Here is a 16,307-nt window from a genome sequence, read left to right as displayed (position 1 = left end):
TATATCTGTTTAAGCTATTCCGTTTCTTAATCCTTTTTCTCTGCACTGCGAATCTTGTCCTGGGCAGTGATGCCGCTTTTGATGGCAATCTTTATGCCGTCGCTCATGCCGACTTGGATAGGACGGCGTTCGAACTTCTGTACCGGTATGCTGTCCGTCATTACGTATACAAAGGTGCTGTCACCATTGAATTCAACGGTACTTTCCGGTACGGCAAGAGCCTTTTGAGCACGTTCCAATACGATTTCTGCGTTGGCAGAATAGCCGGAACGTATCTGTACGCTGTCCGGTGCGGCAATGGCAGCTTTGATTTCAAACTGATTGGCACCGTTTTCTTCCACGCCTTTCGGGGATATGTATTCCAGCGTGGCGTCGAACGAAAGATTCTGCAGGGCGCCGATGGTCAGTTTCACCGGCATGCCTTCGTGTACACGGCCCACTTCCGTTTCGTCGATGTTGCCGCGGAAAATCAGGTCGTTCATGTTGGCAACAGTGGCGATGGTGGTGCCGTCATTGAAGGTATTGCTCATGATAACCGAGTTACCTACTTTGATGGGTACATCCAGAATCAGGCCGGTGATGGTGGAACGTATCAGCGTACTGCTGAAAGAGGCGCTGTTCTTGGTGATGCCTTCCTTTACGATTTCCAGATTGTCTTTGGCTGTCTGTAACTCTTCGCGTGCCTGCTTTACGTTGACTTCTCCCTTTTCGTACTCTTCGGCGCTGATAAGCTTGTCGTCGTACAGCTTCTTGGTACGTGCGAAATCTGTTTCAGCTTGGGTGGTACTGATTTCAGCCAGTCGTACGCGGCTTTCAGCGGAGTTCAATGTGCCCAGCTCTGGAATAACCTTCACTTTGGCAATCACTTCACCTTGTTTTATGCTTTGTCCGGCCTCCTTGTACACTTCAGATATGATGCCGGAAATCTGCGGTTTGATAAGTACTTCGTCTCTAGGTTCCACCTTGCCGGTGGCTACGGTAGTCTTTTCGAGGTCTGTCACTTCCGGAACGACAGTTTCGTATACCTTCACTTTGGGCTGGGACTTTTGGTATAGGAATACAAACGTCCAGATAAATAGGGCAGCTATTACTACCAATAATGCGATTTTCAGATACTTTTTAGTTTTCATCTTATATTTACGATTTAATTATTTACAATTGATATGGCAGCCATTGTTTCATGTTTCACGGTTACCGGTTTATTCATCCCTGATTGCCTCAATCGGCTTGATGGCCATGGCGCGGTAAGCAGGTGCCAGTCCGGCAAGCATTCCCAATGCGATGAGGAGGATGCAGGTCCCGATAGCCAGTCCGAATGAAACCTGATAGTGGGTTTTGACGATGTCCGGACCATTGGCTGCCTTTTCAAGTATTTGCAGCACGAATACGGCAAAAGAAATACCTGCCATACCCGCTATAGTGGTCAGCACCATGCTTTCCGAAAGAATTTGTTGCAGAATGTCTTTAGGACGGGCACCTATGGCACGGCGTATGCCTATTTCCGTTGTGCGCTCCTTGACGGTTACCATCATGATATTCGATACGCCGATAGCTCCGGCAAACAGCGTCCCCAAACCTACCATCCAGATTAGAAAGCGCACTCCAATCATCAGGTTGTCCATCATGGAGAACATAGCTTCCGCATTCAGAAGCATGACGGCTTGTTTGTCATCGGGAGCAATGTAGTGCGCCGCTTTTACAAGACGTTCCACTTCGGGCTGCACGTCTTTCACTTTTACTCCCGGTTTCATGATGAAACATACTACATGCAGTTTCTTTCCGAGGTTGTAGGTCTGTTGCATGGTGGAAAAAGGCAATGTAATGGCTTCAGAGGCCTGCCCTTGTATATTGACATTGCCTTCGGATGAACACATTCCGATAACCCGGTAATAGATACCATTTACCCGGACATATTTGCCGCAGGGGTCTTCACCGGGTTTGAAGAGGCTTTCATAAACACGTTTGCCGATTACACACACTTTACGCGACTCTTTAATGTCGACATCATTGATGAAACGTCCATAGGTCATCTCTTGATGTTCTATCTGTTCATATTCGGGATACAAGCCTTTCACACTACAGTCGTACTTGTTGTCTCCGTAGACAGCCACTTGTCCCCATAAGGCAATGGAAGGCGTGGCAAGCGCCACACCGTCCACATTGCGTACACGGTCCACATCTTCCATCTCCAAATCCCACCATCGTCCTTTGCGAAAACCTTTATAAGCCTCGCTTGTCTTTTGTGCAGCGATAAAGCCCGAGTTGGTTGCAAATCCTTCGAACTGGGATTTTAGTTCTTCCTGCATGCCCTGGCCGCCACCGATAAGCGCCACCAGCATAAAGATACCCCAGAATACGCCGAACGCCGTAAGCAGGCTTCTCGTTTTGTTCCTTGTTATTGTGATGAGGATTTCCTCACACGTATCTATGTCTATTCTCATAATCTTTAATCTGCTCTAAGTGCTTCAATAGGACTGATACTTACCGCTTTCTTAGCCGGGAAGAACCCAGCCAACGTACCCGCTATGATAAGGGTCAGGGTAGCTTGGATAGCAATACTGAGGTCTACGGTGGGATCGGAGAACATGGTCTGCTGGAACATGCCGGCATCCATCGTCTGGCTACCGAAAGCAGAGTTCATCCATTCCGTCACCCCGATGCCTGCCACCATACCGATATAACCGAATAGCGTAGTGATAGTCACGCTTTCCACAATAATCAGCCAAAGGATGGAGAAAGGTTTTGCTCCCAATGCCTTACGGATACCAAATTCCCGGGTACGTTCTTTCACGGTAATCAGCATTATGTTCGACACGCCGACAATCCCACTCAACAGTGTGAAGATACCGATAACCCAGATTGCAGTCCGGAGGATACCCATTGCATTCTGTGTCTGCAGATAGTTGGTGAAACGATTCCATATCCATATGGCGCTCTCATCTGTGGGGTCAAAGCGGTGATTGGTGGCAATAGCCTTGCGGTATTCTTTTTCAAAGGCTTCGTTACTTTCTATGCTGTGCAGGTTCTTGGTTGTAAAGATGATGTTATTCAGCTTGTCTCCTTTATTATAGATGGTCTGCAAGGTGGAGAAGGGGATATACGCTTCGTTTGCCTCGCGGTCTCCCTGGTCATTGTAGAGGCCTACTACTTGATAGGCCACTCCACTGGCATTGACAAATTGTCCGATGGGTTCAGTATGCGTTTTTCCGAAAAGGATATCTGCAGATTTCTTATGGAGGATGATGACTTTACGTCGGTCTTTCAGGTCGTTGTAGTTGATGAAACGTCCGTCCGCTGTTTTCACGGTTTCCACTTCGGTGTAGTTGGGATATACGCCCAGCAGAGAGATATTGATATATTCTTGTCCGAAGCTGACGTTTACATTACTTTGACGCACGGTGGCACCGGCACTGATGACATTTTCAGTGAATTGCTTCTCCGTGTCATCCATGTCCCGGTTGTCCAGTTGGACGCGGCGTCCTTCTTTCAGACCGTCGTATGACTTGGTGGTCCAGCCGGGGAAGATGCGGATAGAGTTCAAGGCACGCTCCGACGCATTTTGCTCGAAGGCATGTATGATACCGTTTCCGGCTCCGAGCAGCACGATGAGCATGAAGATTCCCCATGCCACGGCAAAGCCCGTCAGGAATGTACGCAGTTTGTTGCGTTTGATGGTTCCGTATATTTCTTGCCAAAGGTCTATCATTGATAATTAAAAATTAAGAATTAAAAATTAAAGGGGGAGGGGGCTCTTCCTTTATTATTTCATGAATCCGTCTTTTCCGAACGGGCTTGCATCGTGGTTCAGATTCGTCTCGATGCTACCTATGATACCGTCTTTGATATGGATAATCTTGTCCGTCTGGTTGGCAACACCGCTTTCGTGGGTCACGACTACGATGGTCATGCCCGTATCGTGCAGTTCCTTTAGAATCTGCATCACCTCTACGGAAGTCTTGCTGTCGAGCGCGCCGGTAGGTTCATCGGCAAGGATAATCTGCGGTTGGGTAATGAGGGCACGGGCGATGGCTACACGTTGTTTCTGTCCACCGGACATCTCATTTGGCATGTGGTGTGCCCACTCTTTCAGCCCCAGGCGGTCCAGATATTCCAGTGCCAGCGCATTACGTTTGCGGCGGCTCACTCCTTGATAAAAGAGAGGAAGCGCCACATTCTCCACTGCATTCTTGAAGGAAATGAGATTGAAGGACTGGAAGATGAAACCAATCATACGGTTGCGGTACTCGGCTGCCTTCGTTTCGCTGAGGTTCTTGATGAGGGTACCGTTCAGATAATATTCCCCCGTGTCGTAACTATCCAGAATACCCAGTATATTGAGTAAAGTGGACTTTCCCGAACCCGATGAGCCCATGATGGAAACAAATTCGCCTTTCTGAATGTCGAGGTTGATACCTTTGAGCACATGCAGCGGTGCTCCGTTGTTGTAGGTCTTGTTAATGTCTTTTAGTTGTATCACTGTTTTCCCTGTTTATTGCTTTACTCTTATTAATTTTCACTATTAGACGCAGCAATGCTACGAAAAGTTGCAAAAGTTGCAAACTTTTTTAAAAAAAGATTTTGCAGTGTCGTTTTTCTTTGTGATTTTTGTAACCATGAATGTGATTAACTAACCCTTTAAACAAAAGTAATATCATGAATTCAAACATGGAAAAGCCCTATGTAGTGGGCATTGACATAGGCGGAACAAACACCGTCTTTGGTATTGTAGACGCACGCGGAACTATTATTGCAAGCAGTTCCATCAAAACCGGAGCTTATGAGGACGTCAATGATTACGTAGACGAAGTTTGCAAGAATCTGTTGCCGCTCATTATTGCCAACGGTGGAGTAGACAAGATAAAAGGTATCGGTATCGGTGCTCCTAACGGAAACTATTACAGCGGTACTATTGAGTTTGCCCCGAACCTTCCCTGGAAGGGTGTAATTCCTTTGGCTGCCATGTTTGAAGAGCGCTTGGGTATCCCTACCGCTTTGACAAACGACGCCAATGCTGCCGGTATCGGTGAAATGACTTACGGTGCGGCTCGTGGTATGAAAGACTTTATCATGATAACTCTTGGCACCGGTGTAGGTAGCGGTATCGTTATTAACGGTCAGATGGTATATGGCCATGACGGTTTTGCCGGAGAGTTGGGACATACTATTATCCGTCGTGAAAACGGACGTCTCTGCGGATGCGGACGTCACGGCTGTCTGGAAACTTATTGTTCGGCTACGGGTGTGGCGCGTTCTGCACGTGAGTTCTTGACCAAGAGTACCGAACCGAGTTTGTTGCGCGACATTCCGGCAGAAAACATTACTTCCAAGGATGTGTATGATGCAGCGGTGAAGGGTGACAAGATTGCTCAAGACATCTTTGAGTTTACCGGAACCATCTTGGGTGAGGCTTTGGCTGACTTCATCGCTTTCTCCAGTCCGGAAGCTATCGTGTTGTTCGGTGGTCTGGCAAAAGCGGGAGACTATATCTTCAAGCCTATCCAGAAAGCTATTGACGACAATGTATTGAATATCTACAAAGGTAAGACCAAGTTGCTGGCTTCCGAGTTGAAGGACTCTGATGCTGCAGTGCTGGGTGCCAGTGCGTTGGGCTGGGAGCTGAGAGATATCAAGTAATCAATATTAGGGAAACTGATAAAGGAGGGGATATGTCAAAACTCCCCTTCTATCGAAGTCACCCTCGCTACACCTATCTGTGGCGAGGGTGATTTTTAGTTTATGAGAGTTTCGACACACCTTTTTTTCTTTGGTGGCACATATTCCTCAGCAATAAAGTTATGTCACAAGTTGCTTCCACACTTCCACCCATTCTCTGTATCCCTTTATTCATTGGGGTTGCGGATGCTGTGGAAGCAACTTGAAAAGGTGGAAGCAACTTTTGCTTCCACCTTAAATTTACGCCAAATAATCTATTAATGTCTTGTAGTACAATAAATTAATAGGATATGGGGCAATTTGCCAATATCGTGTAAACAAGCTATTGGTTTCCTGCAAACACGGTATTAACTTCGTAAAAGCCCGTGCGATAATAGGTGGAAGTCAGGTTTTTGGTATGGATAAGATAGGTATTCAGTATAGGCAAGCTATGCATATGAGAGCTGTTTAACGGCCGTGAGGCGTTCGCCTAACGGCCATAAAGCACCTTGTTGACGGTCGTTAGCAGAGCGTCTCACGGCCGTTGGGCGCTGATAAACTAACATATCAGCAAGAAGGAAGGCTTATGTGAAAGGAAAGGAGCGCAGGCTTACAATGTTTTGAATGAGGGAGTAGCAGTAGAGTATCGCATGGTGTGTATGCCTACTGTGTATATCACTAAAAAAGGGAAACCGACATTGTCAGTTTCCCTTTTTTATTTCGAAATAGGAGTCTGGAATTAACCGTTAACTCTTTTTTCTTTGATTCTTGCTTTCTTACCGGTAAGAGCGCGCAGGTAGTACAGTTTAGCGCGACGAACTTTACCCACCTTGTTCACTTCGATGCTGTCGATAGCCGGTGATTCAATCGGGAAAATACGTTCTACGCCTATGGTTCCTGACATCTTACGTACTGTAAAACGCTTCTTGTCTCCATGTCCGGCAATCTTGATAACAACACCACGGTACAGCTGTACACGTTCCTTGTTACCCTCGACAATACGATATGCTACTGTTACAGTGTCACCTGCCTTGAAGCTCGGGTGCTGTTTTCCGGTAGCAAATGCTTCTTCTGCAATTTTAATTAAATCCATTGTTTTTATTATTAAATTGTTTCATCGTTACAACGCAACATACCAGGCTTCTCTCTTGGTGTCCTGACAGCGATTGCGCGAAAGCGGTGCAAAGGAACGAATTATTTGCCAGATACACAAGTGCTTCAAGCTTTTTTTCGCCAGTTGGGATGATTTTTGAGCGTTTCATTCTGCTAAACGCAAGTCTAAATAATCGGTTAATTGTGTGGCTCAGTCGCAAAAGAAAAGTATATTTGTAGCAATTTAAAACTAAATGAATATGAAGAAACAAACTTTCAGTCTCCTTGCGGGGGCAGTGTTGGCGGTTGCGCTTCTATTGGTTTCCTGCCATTCTTCCTACGAAGTAACCAAGGTAGAGGGAGGCAGAATTCCCATGAACTCTGTCTGGGATGCCGAGCCGGATGCCGAAGCCGTGGCTCTGCTGGCGCCTTACAAGGCCCGGATGGACAGCGTTATGTATCATGTGGTGGGAACCGCAGAAATGTCGATGGACAGATTCCGGCCCGAAAGCCTTTTATCCAATCTGATTGCAGATGTACTGCGTGAGGCTGCGGTGGAAGTGCTGGGCAAACCGGCCGATATGGGGCTAATCAATATCGGTGGAATCCGGAATTCCCTGACGGAAGGAGATATCACTACCGAAAACATCTATGAGATATTGCCTTTTGAGAATTCGCTCTGTGTGCTGACGATGAAAGGCTCTGCCATGAAGCACTTGTTTGAAAACATTGCGGTGAGACTTGGTGAAGGGGTGAGTGGTATACAGTTGGAAATCAGCAAGGATGGCAAGCTGCTCCAGGCTTCCATTGCCGGCAAGCCGGTGGAGGATGACCGTGACTATACGGTTGCCACGATTGATTATCTGGCTGATGGAAACGATGGAATGACGGCTTTCCTGCAGGCGGATAAAAGGGAGTGCCCGGATGGGGCTACACTGCGTGGTCTGTTCATGAAGTATGTGGAGAAGCAGACGGCAGCCGGCAAGAAGGTGACTTCGCGCATGGAGGGAAGAGTGGTCGTTAAAGAGTAAGCATTAAAAAAACAGAAGTTCTATGAAACATATGTATTCCTTGGCAGCCCTGCTGCTTTTCATGCTCCCCGCATCGGCACAGCAAGAGGGGCGTGTCATTACTGAAGAACCCCTTTGCCTGGTGTCCGCCGATTCTGTATCGTCCGGCCAATCCGGAAAACAACTGTTTATCCTGCACACCAGCGATACGCACAGCCGTATAGAACCCATCAGCGCCGAGGCTGCCGACGAGTATGCCGGGATGGGCGGTGTGGTGCGCCGTGCCGGTTTTGTAAAGCAGTTTCGCGGCAAGCATCCGGATATGTTGCTGCTGGATTGCGGAGACATCTCGCAAGGTACCCCTTATTATAACTTTTTCAAAGGCGAGCTGGAGGTCAAGATGATGAACCTCATGGGCTATGATGCCATGACGATAGGTAATCATGAATTTGATTTCGGACTTGAGAATATGGCGGAATTGTTCCGTATGGCGGATTTTCCCGTGGTCTGTTCCAATTATGACGTGACGGGTACGGTACTCGAAGGGCTGGTGAAGCCTTATATCACCTTGGTGCGCGAAGGGGTGAAAATCGGAATCTTCGGCCTGGCCCCCAAGATGGAAGGGCTGGTGCAGGCGGATAAATGCATAGGCATTGTCTACAACGACCCGATAAAGGTGGCCCAAGAAATGACAGACCTTCTCAGGGAGAAGGAGAATTGCGAGGTTGTGATTTGCATGTCTCATTTGGGTATCCGCAGTGCAAATCCCGAAGGCGCTTCCGACGAGAACCTGGTAGGCAAGACGCGTGGCATTGATGTCATTTTGGGAGGACATTCGCATACTTTTATGGAAAAGCCTGCCGTTTATCTGAATGCGGACGGCAAGAGCGTTCCCGTGCTGCACACCGGAAAGAGTGGCATCTACGTAGGAGAAATGGTACTTACTTTAACTGAAAAATAGCATGATGAAAAGACTCACCCTCCTTTTATGGGTTGCAGGATTGTTTATATTGGGATTATCTTCACTTCACGCCCAGACGGGAGGCCCGTTTCTTCCTTCGGCTGCAGACAACCGGTGCCGGCAATGGGTGGACTCCGTGTTGTCAGGTCTGAATGTACACGAAAAAGTGGGGCAGCTCATCGTTGCCACCATTCCGGCCAGAGCAGACAAGGCCACGAAAAAGCAGATGCGCGAGCTGGTAAAGAAATACAAGGTCGGTGGCTTGCTGTTTTCCGAAGGTACTCCGGAAGAGCAGGCTATCTTGACCAATATGGCCCGGAAGGATGCCAAGATTCCCGTTATGGTTACTTTCGATGGAGAGTGGGGACTGTCAATGAGGCTGAAAGGCGCTCCGGACTATCCCCGTAATGCCGCCTTGGGATGTATCGAGGACAATGGCCTGATTGAAGAATATGGACGTGAGGTGGCCCGCCAGTTCCGCGAATTGGGGGTACACGTCAATTTTGCACCCGATGCGGATGTCAATACGAATCCGCTGAACCCGGTGATACACGTACGCTCCTTTGGCGAGAACCCGCAGCGGGTGGCGGAAAAGGTGGTGGCATACAGCCGTGGGCTCGAAAGCGGGGGCATACTTTCCGTTTGCAAGCATTTCCCCGGGCATGGCGATACGGATGTGGATTCTCATAAGGCGCTTCCCGCCTTGCACTACGACCGTGCACGCCTGGACAGTGTGGAACTTTATCCCTTCAAGGAAATGGTACGTGCCGGATTGGGGGGTGTCATGGTAGGCCATCTGCAAGTGCAGGCGCTGGACCCGGACGGGGTGACTCCTTCTTCCTTGTCGCGGAATGTGGTGACCGGGCTGTTGAAGGATGAACTCGGCTTTAAAGGGCTGGTGTTTACCGATGCCTTGGACATGAAGGGTGTGTCTGCCATTCCGCAGGTAACTACCAAAGCGCTGCTGGCGGGAAATGATATGGTGCTGGTACAGTTCAATACGAAGAATGCGGTGCAGGAGCTGGTAGATGCAGTGGAGTCGGGACAACTGAGTAAGGACGAACTTGATGCCAAGTGCCGCAAGGTATTGATGTACAAGTATATGCTTGGCTTGAGAAACCGCCAGCCGCAACTTCGGGTCAGCGGAATGAGCTATCGCATCAATACGGAGGAAGCGCAGGCGTTGGCTGCCAAGTTGCGCCGTTCGGCAGTGACTGTATTGAACAATTATTTCGATGTCCTCCCGCTGGCACCGGTGGAAGGTGATATTGCCGTGCTCAGCATCGGAGAGAAGGAGGCAGATGCTCCCTTTGTGGAAGCTATGAAAAAGAATGCAGGCATCAGCCATTTCCACTTGCCTTGGAATGCCGATGAGGCTCTCTGGCAGGAAGTGCAGGGGCAGTTGGCTGCTTTCCGTCGCGTGGTTATCAGCATCACCGGTTCGGCTTATGTCAGCGACCGTGATGTGGCCTTTCTGGAAGGCTTGAACCTGCGTGCTCCGCTGGTCTATACTTTTTTTACCTCTTACCGTACATTGCAACCTCTGATGCCCGCACTTGCCAAATCTAGCGCTGTGGTGCTGGCACATTCGGCAGAGACGGATTTGCAGCAATACGTGGTTGATGTTCTTTTTGCCAAAAAGCCGGCCAGTGGCAGAATGTCGATGAGTATCGGTAAACTGTTTCCAGCGGGAACGGGCTGTATGATTGAACCGGGCATGAAACCGGGGAAGACTGTTCCGGAAGATTACGGCATGAAATCGTATGTGCTGCAAAGTATCGATGCCGTTGCCCGGAAGGGACTGGAAGCGGGAGCTTATCCCGGTTGCCGCGTGCTGGTGTGGAAAGACGGACTGCCGGTATATGACAAAGGCTTCGGAACCCACTCTGATAAGGATACCACTACTGTCCGTTCTTCGGACCTTTTTGATTTGGCTTCGCTGACCAAGACTACGGCTACGTTGCTTGCCGTCATGAAACTGTATGATGAGGGCAAGATAAAACTGGATGACAAGGTTTCCGCTTATCTGCCCTTCTTGCGCAATGGCAACAAGCGGAACATTACCATCCGCGAACTTTTGTTCCACGAATCGGGGCTTCCTCCCTATATCCGCTTCTACCTGGACATCATAGACCCGAATTCGGTACACGGTCCGTACTCCCAGAGTTGGGTGGACGAGTGGCATCGTACGCAGGTAAGCGAGCATAGCTATTATTGTTCCGATTTTAAGTTCCGGAAAGGGATGGTGTCCGACAAGAATACACCGGTCTATACCCTGCACATGGCAGATGGCATGTGGCTGAACAAGAGTTTCAAGAATTCTATCCTTCAGCGGATAGCCAAGTGCGAGTTGGATGGCAAACGTTATGTTTACAGCGACCTCGGCTTCGTGCTGTTGCAGCAGGTAGTGGAGAAGGTGACGGAGCTGCCGATGGATTTGTACCTTGCCCGTGAGTTCTATGCCCCGATGGGATTGCAACGTACTATGTTTCTGCCTTTGACGAAGTTCACCAAAGCGGAAATCATGCCCACGGCATCCAATGACTTCCTGCGTCGCCAGGATATATGCGGATATGTGCATGACGAGACTGCTGCCTGCATGGGTGGGGTGTCCGGTAATGCAGGACTTTTCTCTACGGCCGAAGAGGTGGCAAAGGTTTATCAAATGTTGCTGAACGGCGGTGAATTCAATGGCAAGCGTTTCTTGAGTGAGGCAACCTGCCGTTTGTTTACGACGGAGAAATCTGCCATCAGCCGTCGCGGTCTGGGATTCGACAAGCCGGATGTATCCATTGTGAAGCGCAGCCCTTGTGCTCCTTCCGCTCCGGAAGCAGTATATGGACATACCGGATTTACCGGTACTTGTGCTTGGGTGGACCCGGAAAACAAGACAGTGTATGTATTCCTCAGCAACCGCTTGTGCCCCAATGTATGGAACACGAAACTGGGTGACATGAATATAAGAAGAGATATCCAGGAATTGATTTATAAAAGTATTATTCCGCAAATCCCCTAAAAACAATCTATCTATAAGGAATGAAGAGAATATACCTGCTTGCCTATATCACTATATTGTGTTGTCTTTGTCCGCTTCTGAAAGCGCAGCTTGGCCCGATGCCGTTTACTCCGGTGCCGCCGAACGACCCTTCGCTTGTACGTCTCTTGAACAGTGACGTGCGGTGCAGGCAGTGGGTGGATTCCGTCATGCAGCGTCTGACTCTGAAAGAACGCATCGGACAACTGTTCATCTATACGATTGCCCCCCAGCAGGACAAGGCCAACAAGGAACTGCTGCGTAAGGTGGTGGAGGACTATAAGGTAGGCGGTCTGTTATTCTCCGGCGGATTGATGCAGAACCAGGTGATGTTGACCAATGAGGCGCAGCGGATGGCGGAAGTTCCGCTGATGATTACCTTTGACGGTGAATGGGGACTGGCTATGCGCCTCCGCGGTACTCCGAACTTTCCGCGAAACATGGTGCTGGGCTGCATACAGAACGATACACTGATTTATGAATATGGGCGCGAAGTGGCCCGCCAATGCCGTGAACTGGGGGTGCAAGTGAATTTTGCTCCTGTAGCGGATGTGAATATCAATCCCAAGAATCCGGTTATCAATACCCGTTCCTTCGGTGAAAGTCCGTTCAATGTGGCGAACAAGGTTGTTGCCTACTCCAAAGGGTTGGAGGATGGTGGTGTACTTTCTGTCAGCAAGCACTTTCCGGGGCATGGGGATACGGATGTGGATTCTCATAAGGCGTTGCCCGTGCTGCCTTTTACCCGTGCCCGTCTGGACAGTATAGAGCTTTATCCTTTCAGAAAAGCCATTCGTGCCGGATTGGGAGGAATGATGGTGGGGCACTTGGAGGTGCCTACCATAGAGCCGCAAAAGGGGCTCCCGTCTTCGCTTTCGCGTAAGGTAGTTTCCGGTCTGTTGGTGAATGACCTCGGCTTTCAGGGGCTTGTCTTTACAGATGCCCTTGCCATGAAAGGGGTATCGGGCAATGAAAGCATCTGTTTGCAGGCGCTGAAAGCCGGCAATGATTTGCTGCTTGTCCCCCGGCGTATTAAGGAAGAAGTGGAGGCTGTGCTTGCCGCTGTGAAAAAAGGGGAGCTGACAGAGAAAGAGATAGAGGCGAAATGCCGTAAAGTACTGAAATATAAATATGCCCTTGGGTTGGAAAAGAAACCCCATGTACAGCTTTCAGGTTTGGGGACCCGCATCAATACTCCGAAAACGCGTGATTTGATGCGCCGGCTGAACTTGGCGGCCATCACTGTGCTGGATAACCGGGACGAGGTACTTCCGCTGGACCCTTCCATCGGTGAAGTTGCCGTGCTCAATGTGGGAGAAGCGCAGGAAATCCAGCCGTTCCTCAAGGAACTGTCGCAGTATACCCGTCCTGTGGAGTTCCATTTGGGCAAGAATCTGCCGGAGGCTGACGGGAACCGTTTGAGGAATGCGCTGGCCAAGTACAAACGTATTCTGGTCTGTGTCACCGAACACCGTTTGACGCCCTATCAGAATTTCTTTGCAAAGTTCGCTCCTGACGTACCGGTGGTTTATCTGTTCTTTATTCCTGGCAAGCAGGTATTGCAGATAAAACAAGGGGACGCTGCTGCTGAAGCGGTGATTTTGGCACACTCCTCCAACGAGGAGGTACAGCGGCAGGTTGCCCGGATTGTTTATGGCAGCGCTTGTTCAGAGGGACGCTTGTCTGCCAGTATCGGTAGTCGGTTTGCTGCCGGTGCGGGAGTGACGCTGACTCCTCAAAGCGCCCCCCGCTTTGTACCCGAAGAGCATGGTATGAATTCCCGTCTGCTGGCTGAAATAGACAAGATAGCTGAAGAAGGCATTCGTGAAGGGGCTTACCCCGGTTGCCAGGTGGTGGTGCTGAAGGATGGTAGGGAGATGTATAATAAAGCTTTCGGTACCCACGTCTGGAACGAGGCCGGAAGCAAGGCGCTTCCCGTAAAGAAGACGGATGTATACGACATCGCTTCGCTGACAAAGACCACAGCCACGCTGCTTGCTGTGATGAAGTTGTACGATGGCGGACGCCTCAATCTTACAGACCGGGTGTCGGATTATCTGCCTTTCCTACAGGATACGGACAAGAAGAATATTACGGTACGCGAACTGCTGATGCATGAATCCGGTCTACCTTCTACCTTGCTATTCTATCAGGAAGCGATTGATGAAGAGAGCTACACCGGCACTTTGTTCAAGGCACGTCCCGATGCCCGGCATTCCGCACGCATCGGACGGCAGACTTGGGCGAACCCTAAGTTCCGCTTCCGTCAGGGACTGACGTCGAAGGTGCAGACACCGGAATATACGATGCAAGTGTCCGACAGCCTTTGGCTGAACCGTTCCTTCAAGCAAGAGTACTTGCAGAAGATTGTGGATACTTCGCTTAGAGATAAACGTTACCGTTATAGTTGTGTGGGCTTTATCTTGTTGCAGCAGTTGGTCGAGGCGCGCACCGGCATGTCTATGGACGAATATCTGGCCAAGGAATTCTATACTCCGATGGGATTGGAGCGTACGGGGTATCTTCCTCTGCGCTTCTTGAAGAAGGAAGATATTGTACCTTCATCAACAGATCCTTTCTTGCGTAAGACTACCTTGCAAGGATTTGTACATGATGAATCTGCAGCTTTTCAGGGCGGCGTTTCCGGTAATGCCGGGCTGTTCTCCACTGCCGGAGAAGTGGCAAAAGTCTATCAGATGTTGCTGAATGGGGGTGAACTGGACGGTAAGCGCTATTTGAGCAAGGAGACTTGCAGGGTATTTACTACCACCGTCTCAAGGATAAGCCGCCGGGGGCTGGGATTTGATAAGCCCGACCGGCGTAATCCCCAGAAGAGTCCCTGCGCAGAGTCTGCCCCTGCTTCTGTCTACGGTCATACCGGTTTCACGGGTACTTGCGCCTGGACAGACCCGGAGAACGGCTTGGTTTATGTCTTTTTGAGCAACCGCACCTATCCGGATGTGTGGAATAACAAGTTGATGAGGCTGGATATAAGGATGAGGATTCAGGAGGCGGTATATAAGGCGATGCTGAGAGGAAAAAAATAATTGGTACAAATTAAAAAGAGCCTCCCTTGCTCACGCAGGAAAGGCTCTTTTCTTCTTCAATTTTGAAACAATTAAATTCTATCTGTTAAGCTTTAAGTGTGTGTCTTATCAGAACGCAATACCTACGCGCAGACCGAAATTGCTCAAACCGTCTACGCTGTACGTAAAGAGGTCACCTTTGTTCGTACCGTAGCTGTAATAGGCTGCGAAATGCAAGCCCGGTCCATAAGCCCAAGGATACACATTGAAACCAATTTCAGGAGATACATAGAAACCCCATGTATCTTTGTTGGCTTCGAATACGTTGAAAGTTGACTTCAACTGTGCATATTCAGCACCCAGTTTTACACCGGCATACGGCTGGAATGCACCTCCACGGTTCCATACATAGCGGGAGGCCAGCCCGAAAGGCAACTGGAATGCAGTGTGCTGCTGGTCGGTATTCAGACTGCCGCCTTCGCCTACGGGAAGTGTCTGCCGACCGAAATACTCATGGTTGCTATGGTAGTTCAAGAAAGCTCCCAATGCAAAATTGTCTGTCAGGAAGTAACCGCCTTCAAAATTCATACCCCAGCCGCTTGATTTGTCGGCGAAGTTGTTGCTGAGAGGAAAGTTATATTGCCAGTCGATATTGGCATAACCGTTATCGGTCATCTGTGCCTTCGTCGGTAGGGCGAAGACGAGAGCAAGAGCGGTAACCGCAAATACTCTCAAGGAAAGATATTTTATTGTTTTCATACTTTGTTCTTGTTTTTTGGTTCAATGGCAACTTCCCAGTCCGGAAAGGATGCTGCCGTATTATTCTTGTTACCTTAATATTGGGTAACCCGTCATTTGTCACTTATAGCTCGTAGCTTGTCACTACTTGTTAGTCAGGTAAGTTGATTGAGTGAAAGCTTGGTTCACACCTTGCACGGCAAGTTTGGTATTGACAGAAGTAGAACCACTCAGCAAGCCGCTCATATAGCTGGTCCACAGAACAGGAAGTTTCTCGCTCTGGCCTTGCGGCGCCTCCAGATTCAACAATTCGCTGATAAAGGAACCGGTGCTGTAGGAATAGTTCACGGCATAGGGATAATACCATCCGCCCCAGTTGCCCCAGTAAGGAGCATCCCAGTAGCCTGGATAGTTCCACCACCATTCGGGACGTCCGTAGTCGGTGAAGTAATAGGTACTTCTGACATAGCTTACCTGCAAGCCAAGGTCGGCTTCTTCCCGGTCATCCACACGGATGTAGCCGCGGCTATTCATGTTAGTGACATAAGCGTTGAGAATTTCCTGGGCATTCTCATCTTTCCAGTATTCGGCGTTTTCCTTATCACCGATGACCAGAATGCTGTCCGGCAAGTAATAAGTTTCGAAGGTTTTGAAATCCGCCTTCTTGTCATAGTTGGTATAAACCAGATAATTATTGTCCAGCTTATCCATGTCAGGGTCTTTTTCGCAAGATGCAAGCGTCACTGCAAAGACCGCTAATAATAGGGGAATAAATTTCTTCATACTTTTATAAT

Annotated in this window: 12 protein-coding genes; 5 read left to right on the top strand and 7 right to left on the bottom strand. The window is 49.1% G+C overall.

Going from position 1 to position 16,307, the window contains the following annotated elements; all coding sequences use genetic code 11:
• Window positions 1-26: 26 nt before the first annotated feature.
• From DWZ03_RS00355 to DWZ03_RS00340, 4 genes are all read right to left on the bottom strand, one after another.
• The gene (locus DWZ03_RS00355) at window positions 27-1,130 is read right to left on the bottom strand and encodes an efflux RND transporter periplasmic adaptor subunit (RefSeq protein ID WP_120128422.1); all 1,104 of its coding nucleotides are present in this window, start codon (window positions 1,128-1,130) and stop codon (window positions 27-29) included.
• Window positions 1,131-1,199: 69 nt separating this feature from the next.
• Window positions 1,200-2,441 carry an ABC transporter permease gene (locus DWZ03_RS00350; RefSeq protein WP_120128419.1) on the bottom strand — a complete coding sequence of 414 codons (1,242 nt, stop codon included), beginning with the start codon at window positions 2,439-2,441 and terminating at the stop codon, window positions 1,200-1,202.
• Between the two features lie 5 nt (window positions 2,442-2,446).
• Complete coding sequence (locus DWZ03_RS00345; protein WP_005825072.1) at window positions 2,447-3,706, bottom strand: ABC transporter permease; 1,260 nt, start codon at window positions 3,704-3,706, stop codon at window positions 2,447-2,449.
• Between the two features lie 54 nt (window positions 3,707-3,760).
• Window positions 3,761-4,477 (bottom strand): ABC transporter ATP-binding protein, encoded by a 717-nt coding sequence (locus tag DWZ03_RS00340; RefSeq protein WP_005825069.1) that lies wholly within the window; start codon window positions 4,475-4,477, stop codon window positions 3,761-3,763.
• A gap of 176 nt (window positions 4,478-4,653) precedes the next feature.
• Here DWZ03_RS00340 and DWZ03_RS00335 point away from each other — a divergent pair, with 176 nt between their 5' ends.
• A complete protein-coding gene (locus DWZ03_RS00335) occupies window positions 4,654-5,634 on the top strand; it encodes an ROK family protein (protein ID WP_005825067.1) in 981 nt (326 codons plus the stop codon).
• Window positions 5,635-6,391: 757 nt separating this feature from the next.
• Here the strand turns inward: DWZ03_RS00335 and rplS are convergent.
• Window positions 6,392-6,745 carry a 50S ribosomal protein L19 gene (gene rplS, locus DWZ03_RS00330; RefSeq protein ID WP_004292313.1) on the bottom strand — a complete coding sequence of 118 codons (354 nt, stop codon included), beginning with the start codon at window positions 6,743-6,745 and terminating at the stop codon, window positions 6,392-6,394.
• A 259-nt stretch (window positions 6,746-7,004) separates the two neighbouring features.
• Here rplS and DWZ03_RS00325 point away from each other — a divergent pair, with 259 nt between their 5' ends.
• The 4 genes from DWZ03_RS00325 to DWZ03_RS00310 are packed head-to-tail and all read left to right on the top strand — an operon-like array spanning window position 7,005 to window position 14,796.
• Entirely contained in the window at window positions 7,005-7,775 is a 771-nt protein-coding gene (locus DWZ03_RS00325; RefSeq protein WP_016273980.1) for a 5'-nucleotidase C-terminal domain-containing protein, read from the top strand.
• Between the two features lie 22 nt (window positions 7,776-7,797).
• Window positions 7,798-8,715 (top strand): bifunctional metallophosphatase/5'-nucleotidase, encoded by a 918-nt coding sequence (locus DWZ03_RS00320; RefSeq protein ID WP_005825055.1) that lies wholly within the window; start codon window positions 7,798-7,800, stop codon window positions 8,713-8,715.
• 1 nt (window position 8,716) lies between these two features.
• Window positions 8,717-11,731 (top strand): glycoside hydrolase family 3 N-terminal domain-containing protein, encoded by a 3,015-nt coding sequence (locus tag DWZ03_RS00315; protein WP_061411771.1) that lies wholly within the window; start codon window positions 8,717-8,719, stop codon window positions 11,729-11,731.
• A gap of 20 nt (window positions 11,732-11,751) precedes the next feature.
• Window positions 11,752-14,796, top strand: a complete 3,045-nt coding sequence (locus tag DWZ03_RS00310) for a glycoside hydrolase family 3 N-terminal domain-containing protein (RefSeq protein ID WP_061411769.1) — start codon at window positions 11,752-11,754, stop codon at window positions 14,794-14,796.
• A gap of 108 nt (window positions 14,797-14,904) precedes the next feature.
• Here DWZ03_RS00310 and DWZ03_RS00305 read toward each other — a convergent pair whose 3' ends face one another.
• Window positions 14,905-15,534, bottom strand: coding sequence for an outer membrane beta-barrel protein (locus tag DWZ03_RS00305; protein ID WP_061411767.1), 630 nt, complete (start codon window positions 15,532-15,534; stop codon window positions 14,905-14,907).
• Window positions 15,535-15,657: 123 nt separating this feature from the next.
• Entirely contained in the window at window positions 15,658-16,296 is a 639-nt protein-coding gene (locus tag DWZ03_RS00300) for a DUF4136 domain-containing protein (RefSeq protein WP_061411765.1), read from the bottom strand.
• Window positions 16,297-16,307: the final 11 nt, after the last annotated feature.

The organism is Bacteroides sp. AF29-11, from assembly GCF_003602895.1.
Classification (GTDB): domain Bacteria; phylum Bacteroidota; class Bacteroidia; order Bacteroidales; family Bacteroidaceae; genus Bacteroides; species Bacteroides uniformis.
This window is presented reverse-complemented; position numbering and strand designations above follow the sequence as displayed.

Excerpts from the sequence above, each read along its gene's own strand:
- DWZ03_RS00355 (WP_120128422.1), bottom strand. The coding sequence starts at position 1,130 with ATGAAAACTAAAAAGTATCTGAAAATCGCATTATTGGTAGTAATAGCT.
- DWZ03_RS00350 (WP_120128419.1), bottom strand. The coding sequence starts at position 2,441 with ATGAGAATAGACATAGATACGTGTGAGGAAATCCTCATCACAATAACA.
- DWZ03_RS00345 (WP_005825072.1), bottom strand. The coding sequence starts at position 3,706 with ATGATAGACCTTTGGCAAGAAATATACGGAACCATCAAACGCAACAAA.
- DWZ03_RS00335 (WP_005825067.1), top strand. The coding sequence starts at position 4,654 with ATGAATTCAAACATGGAAAAGCCCTATGTAGTGGGCATTGACATAGGC.
- rplS (WP_004292313.1), bottom strand. The coding sequence starts at position 6,745 with ATGGATTTAATTAAAATTGCAGAAGAAGCATTTGCTACCGGAAAACAG.
- DWZ03_RS00325 (WP_016273980.1), top strand. The coding sequence starts at position 7,005 with ATGAAGAAACAAACTTTCAGTCTCCTTGCGGGGGCAGTGTTGGCGGTT.
- DWZ03_RS00320 (WP_005825055.1), top strand. The coding sequence starts at position 7,798 with ATGAAACATATGTATTCCTTGGCAGCCCTGCTGCTTTTCATGCTCCCC.
- DWZ03_RS00315 (WP_061411771.1), top strand. The coding sequence starts at position 8,717 with ATGATGAAAAGACTCACCCTCCTTTTATGGGTTGCAGGATTGTTTATA.
- DWZ03_RS00310 (WP_061411769.1), top strand. The coding sequence starts at position 11,752 with ATGAAGAGAATATACCTGCTTGCCTATATCACTATATTGTGTTGTCTT.
- DWZ03_RS00305 (WP_061411767.1), bottom strand. The coding sequence starts at position 15,534 with ATGAAAACAATAAAATATCTTTCCTTGAGAGTATTTGCGGTTACCGCT.
- DWZ03_RS00300 (WP_061411765.1), bottom strand. The coding sequence starts at position 16,296 with ATGAAGAAATTTATTCCCCTATTATTAGCGGTCTTTGCAGTGACGCTT.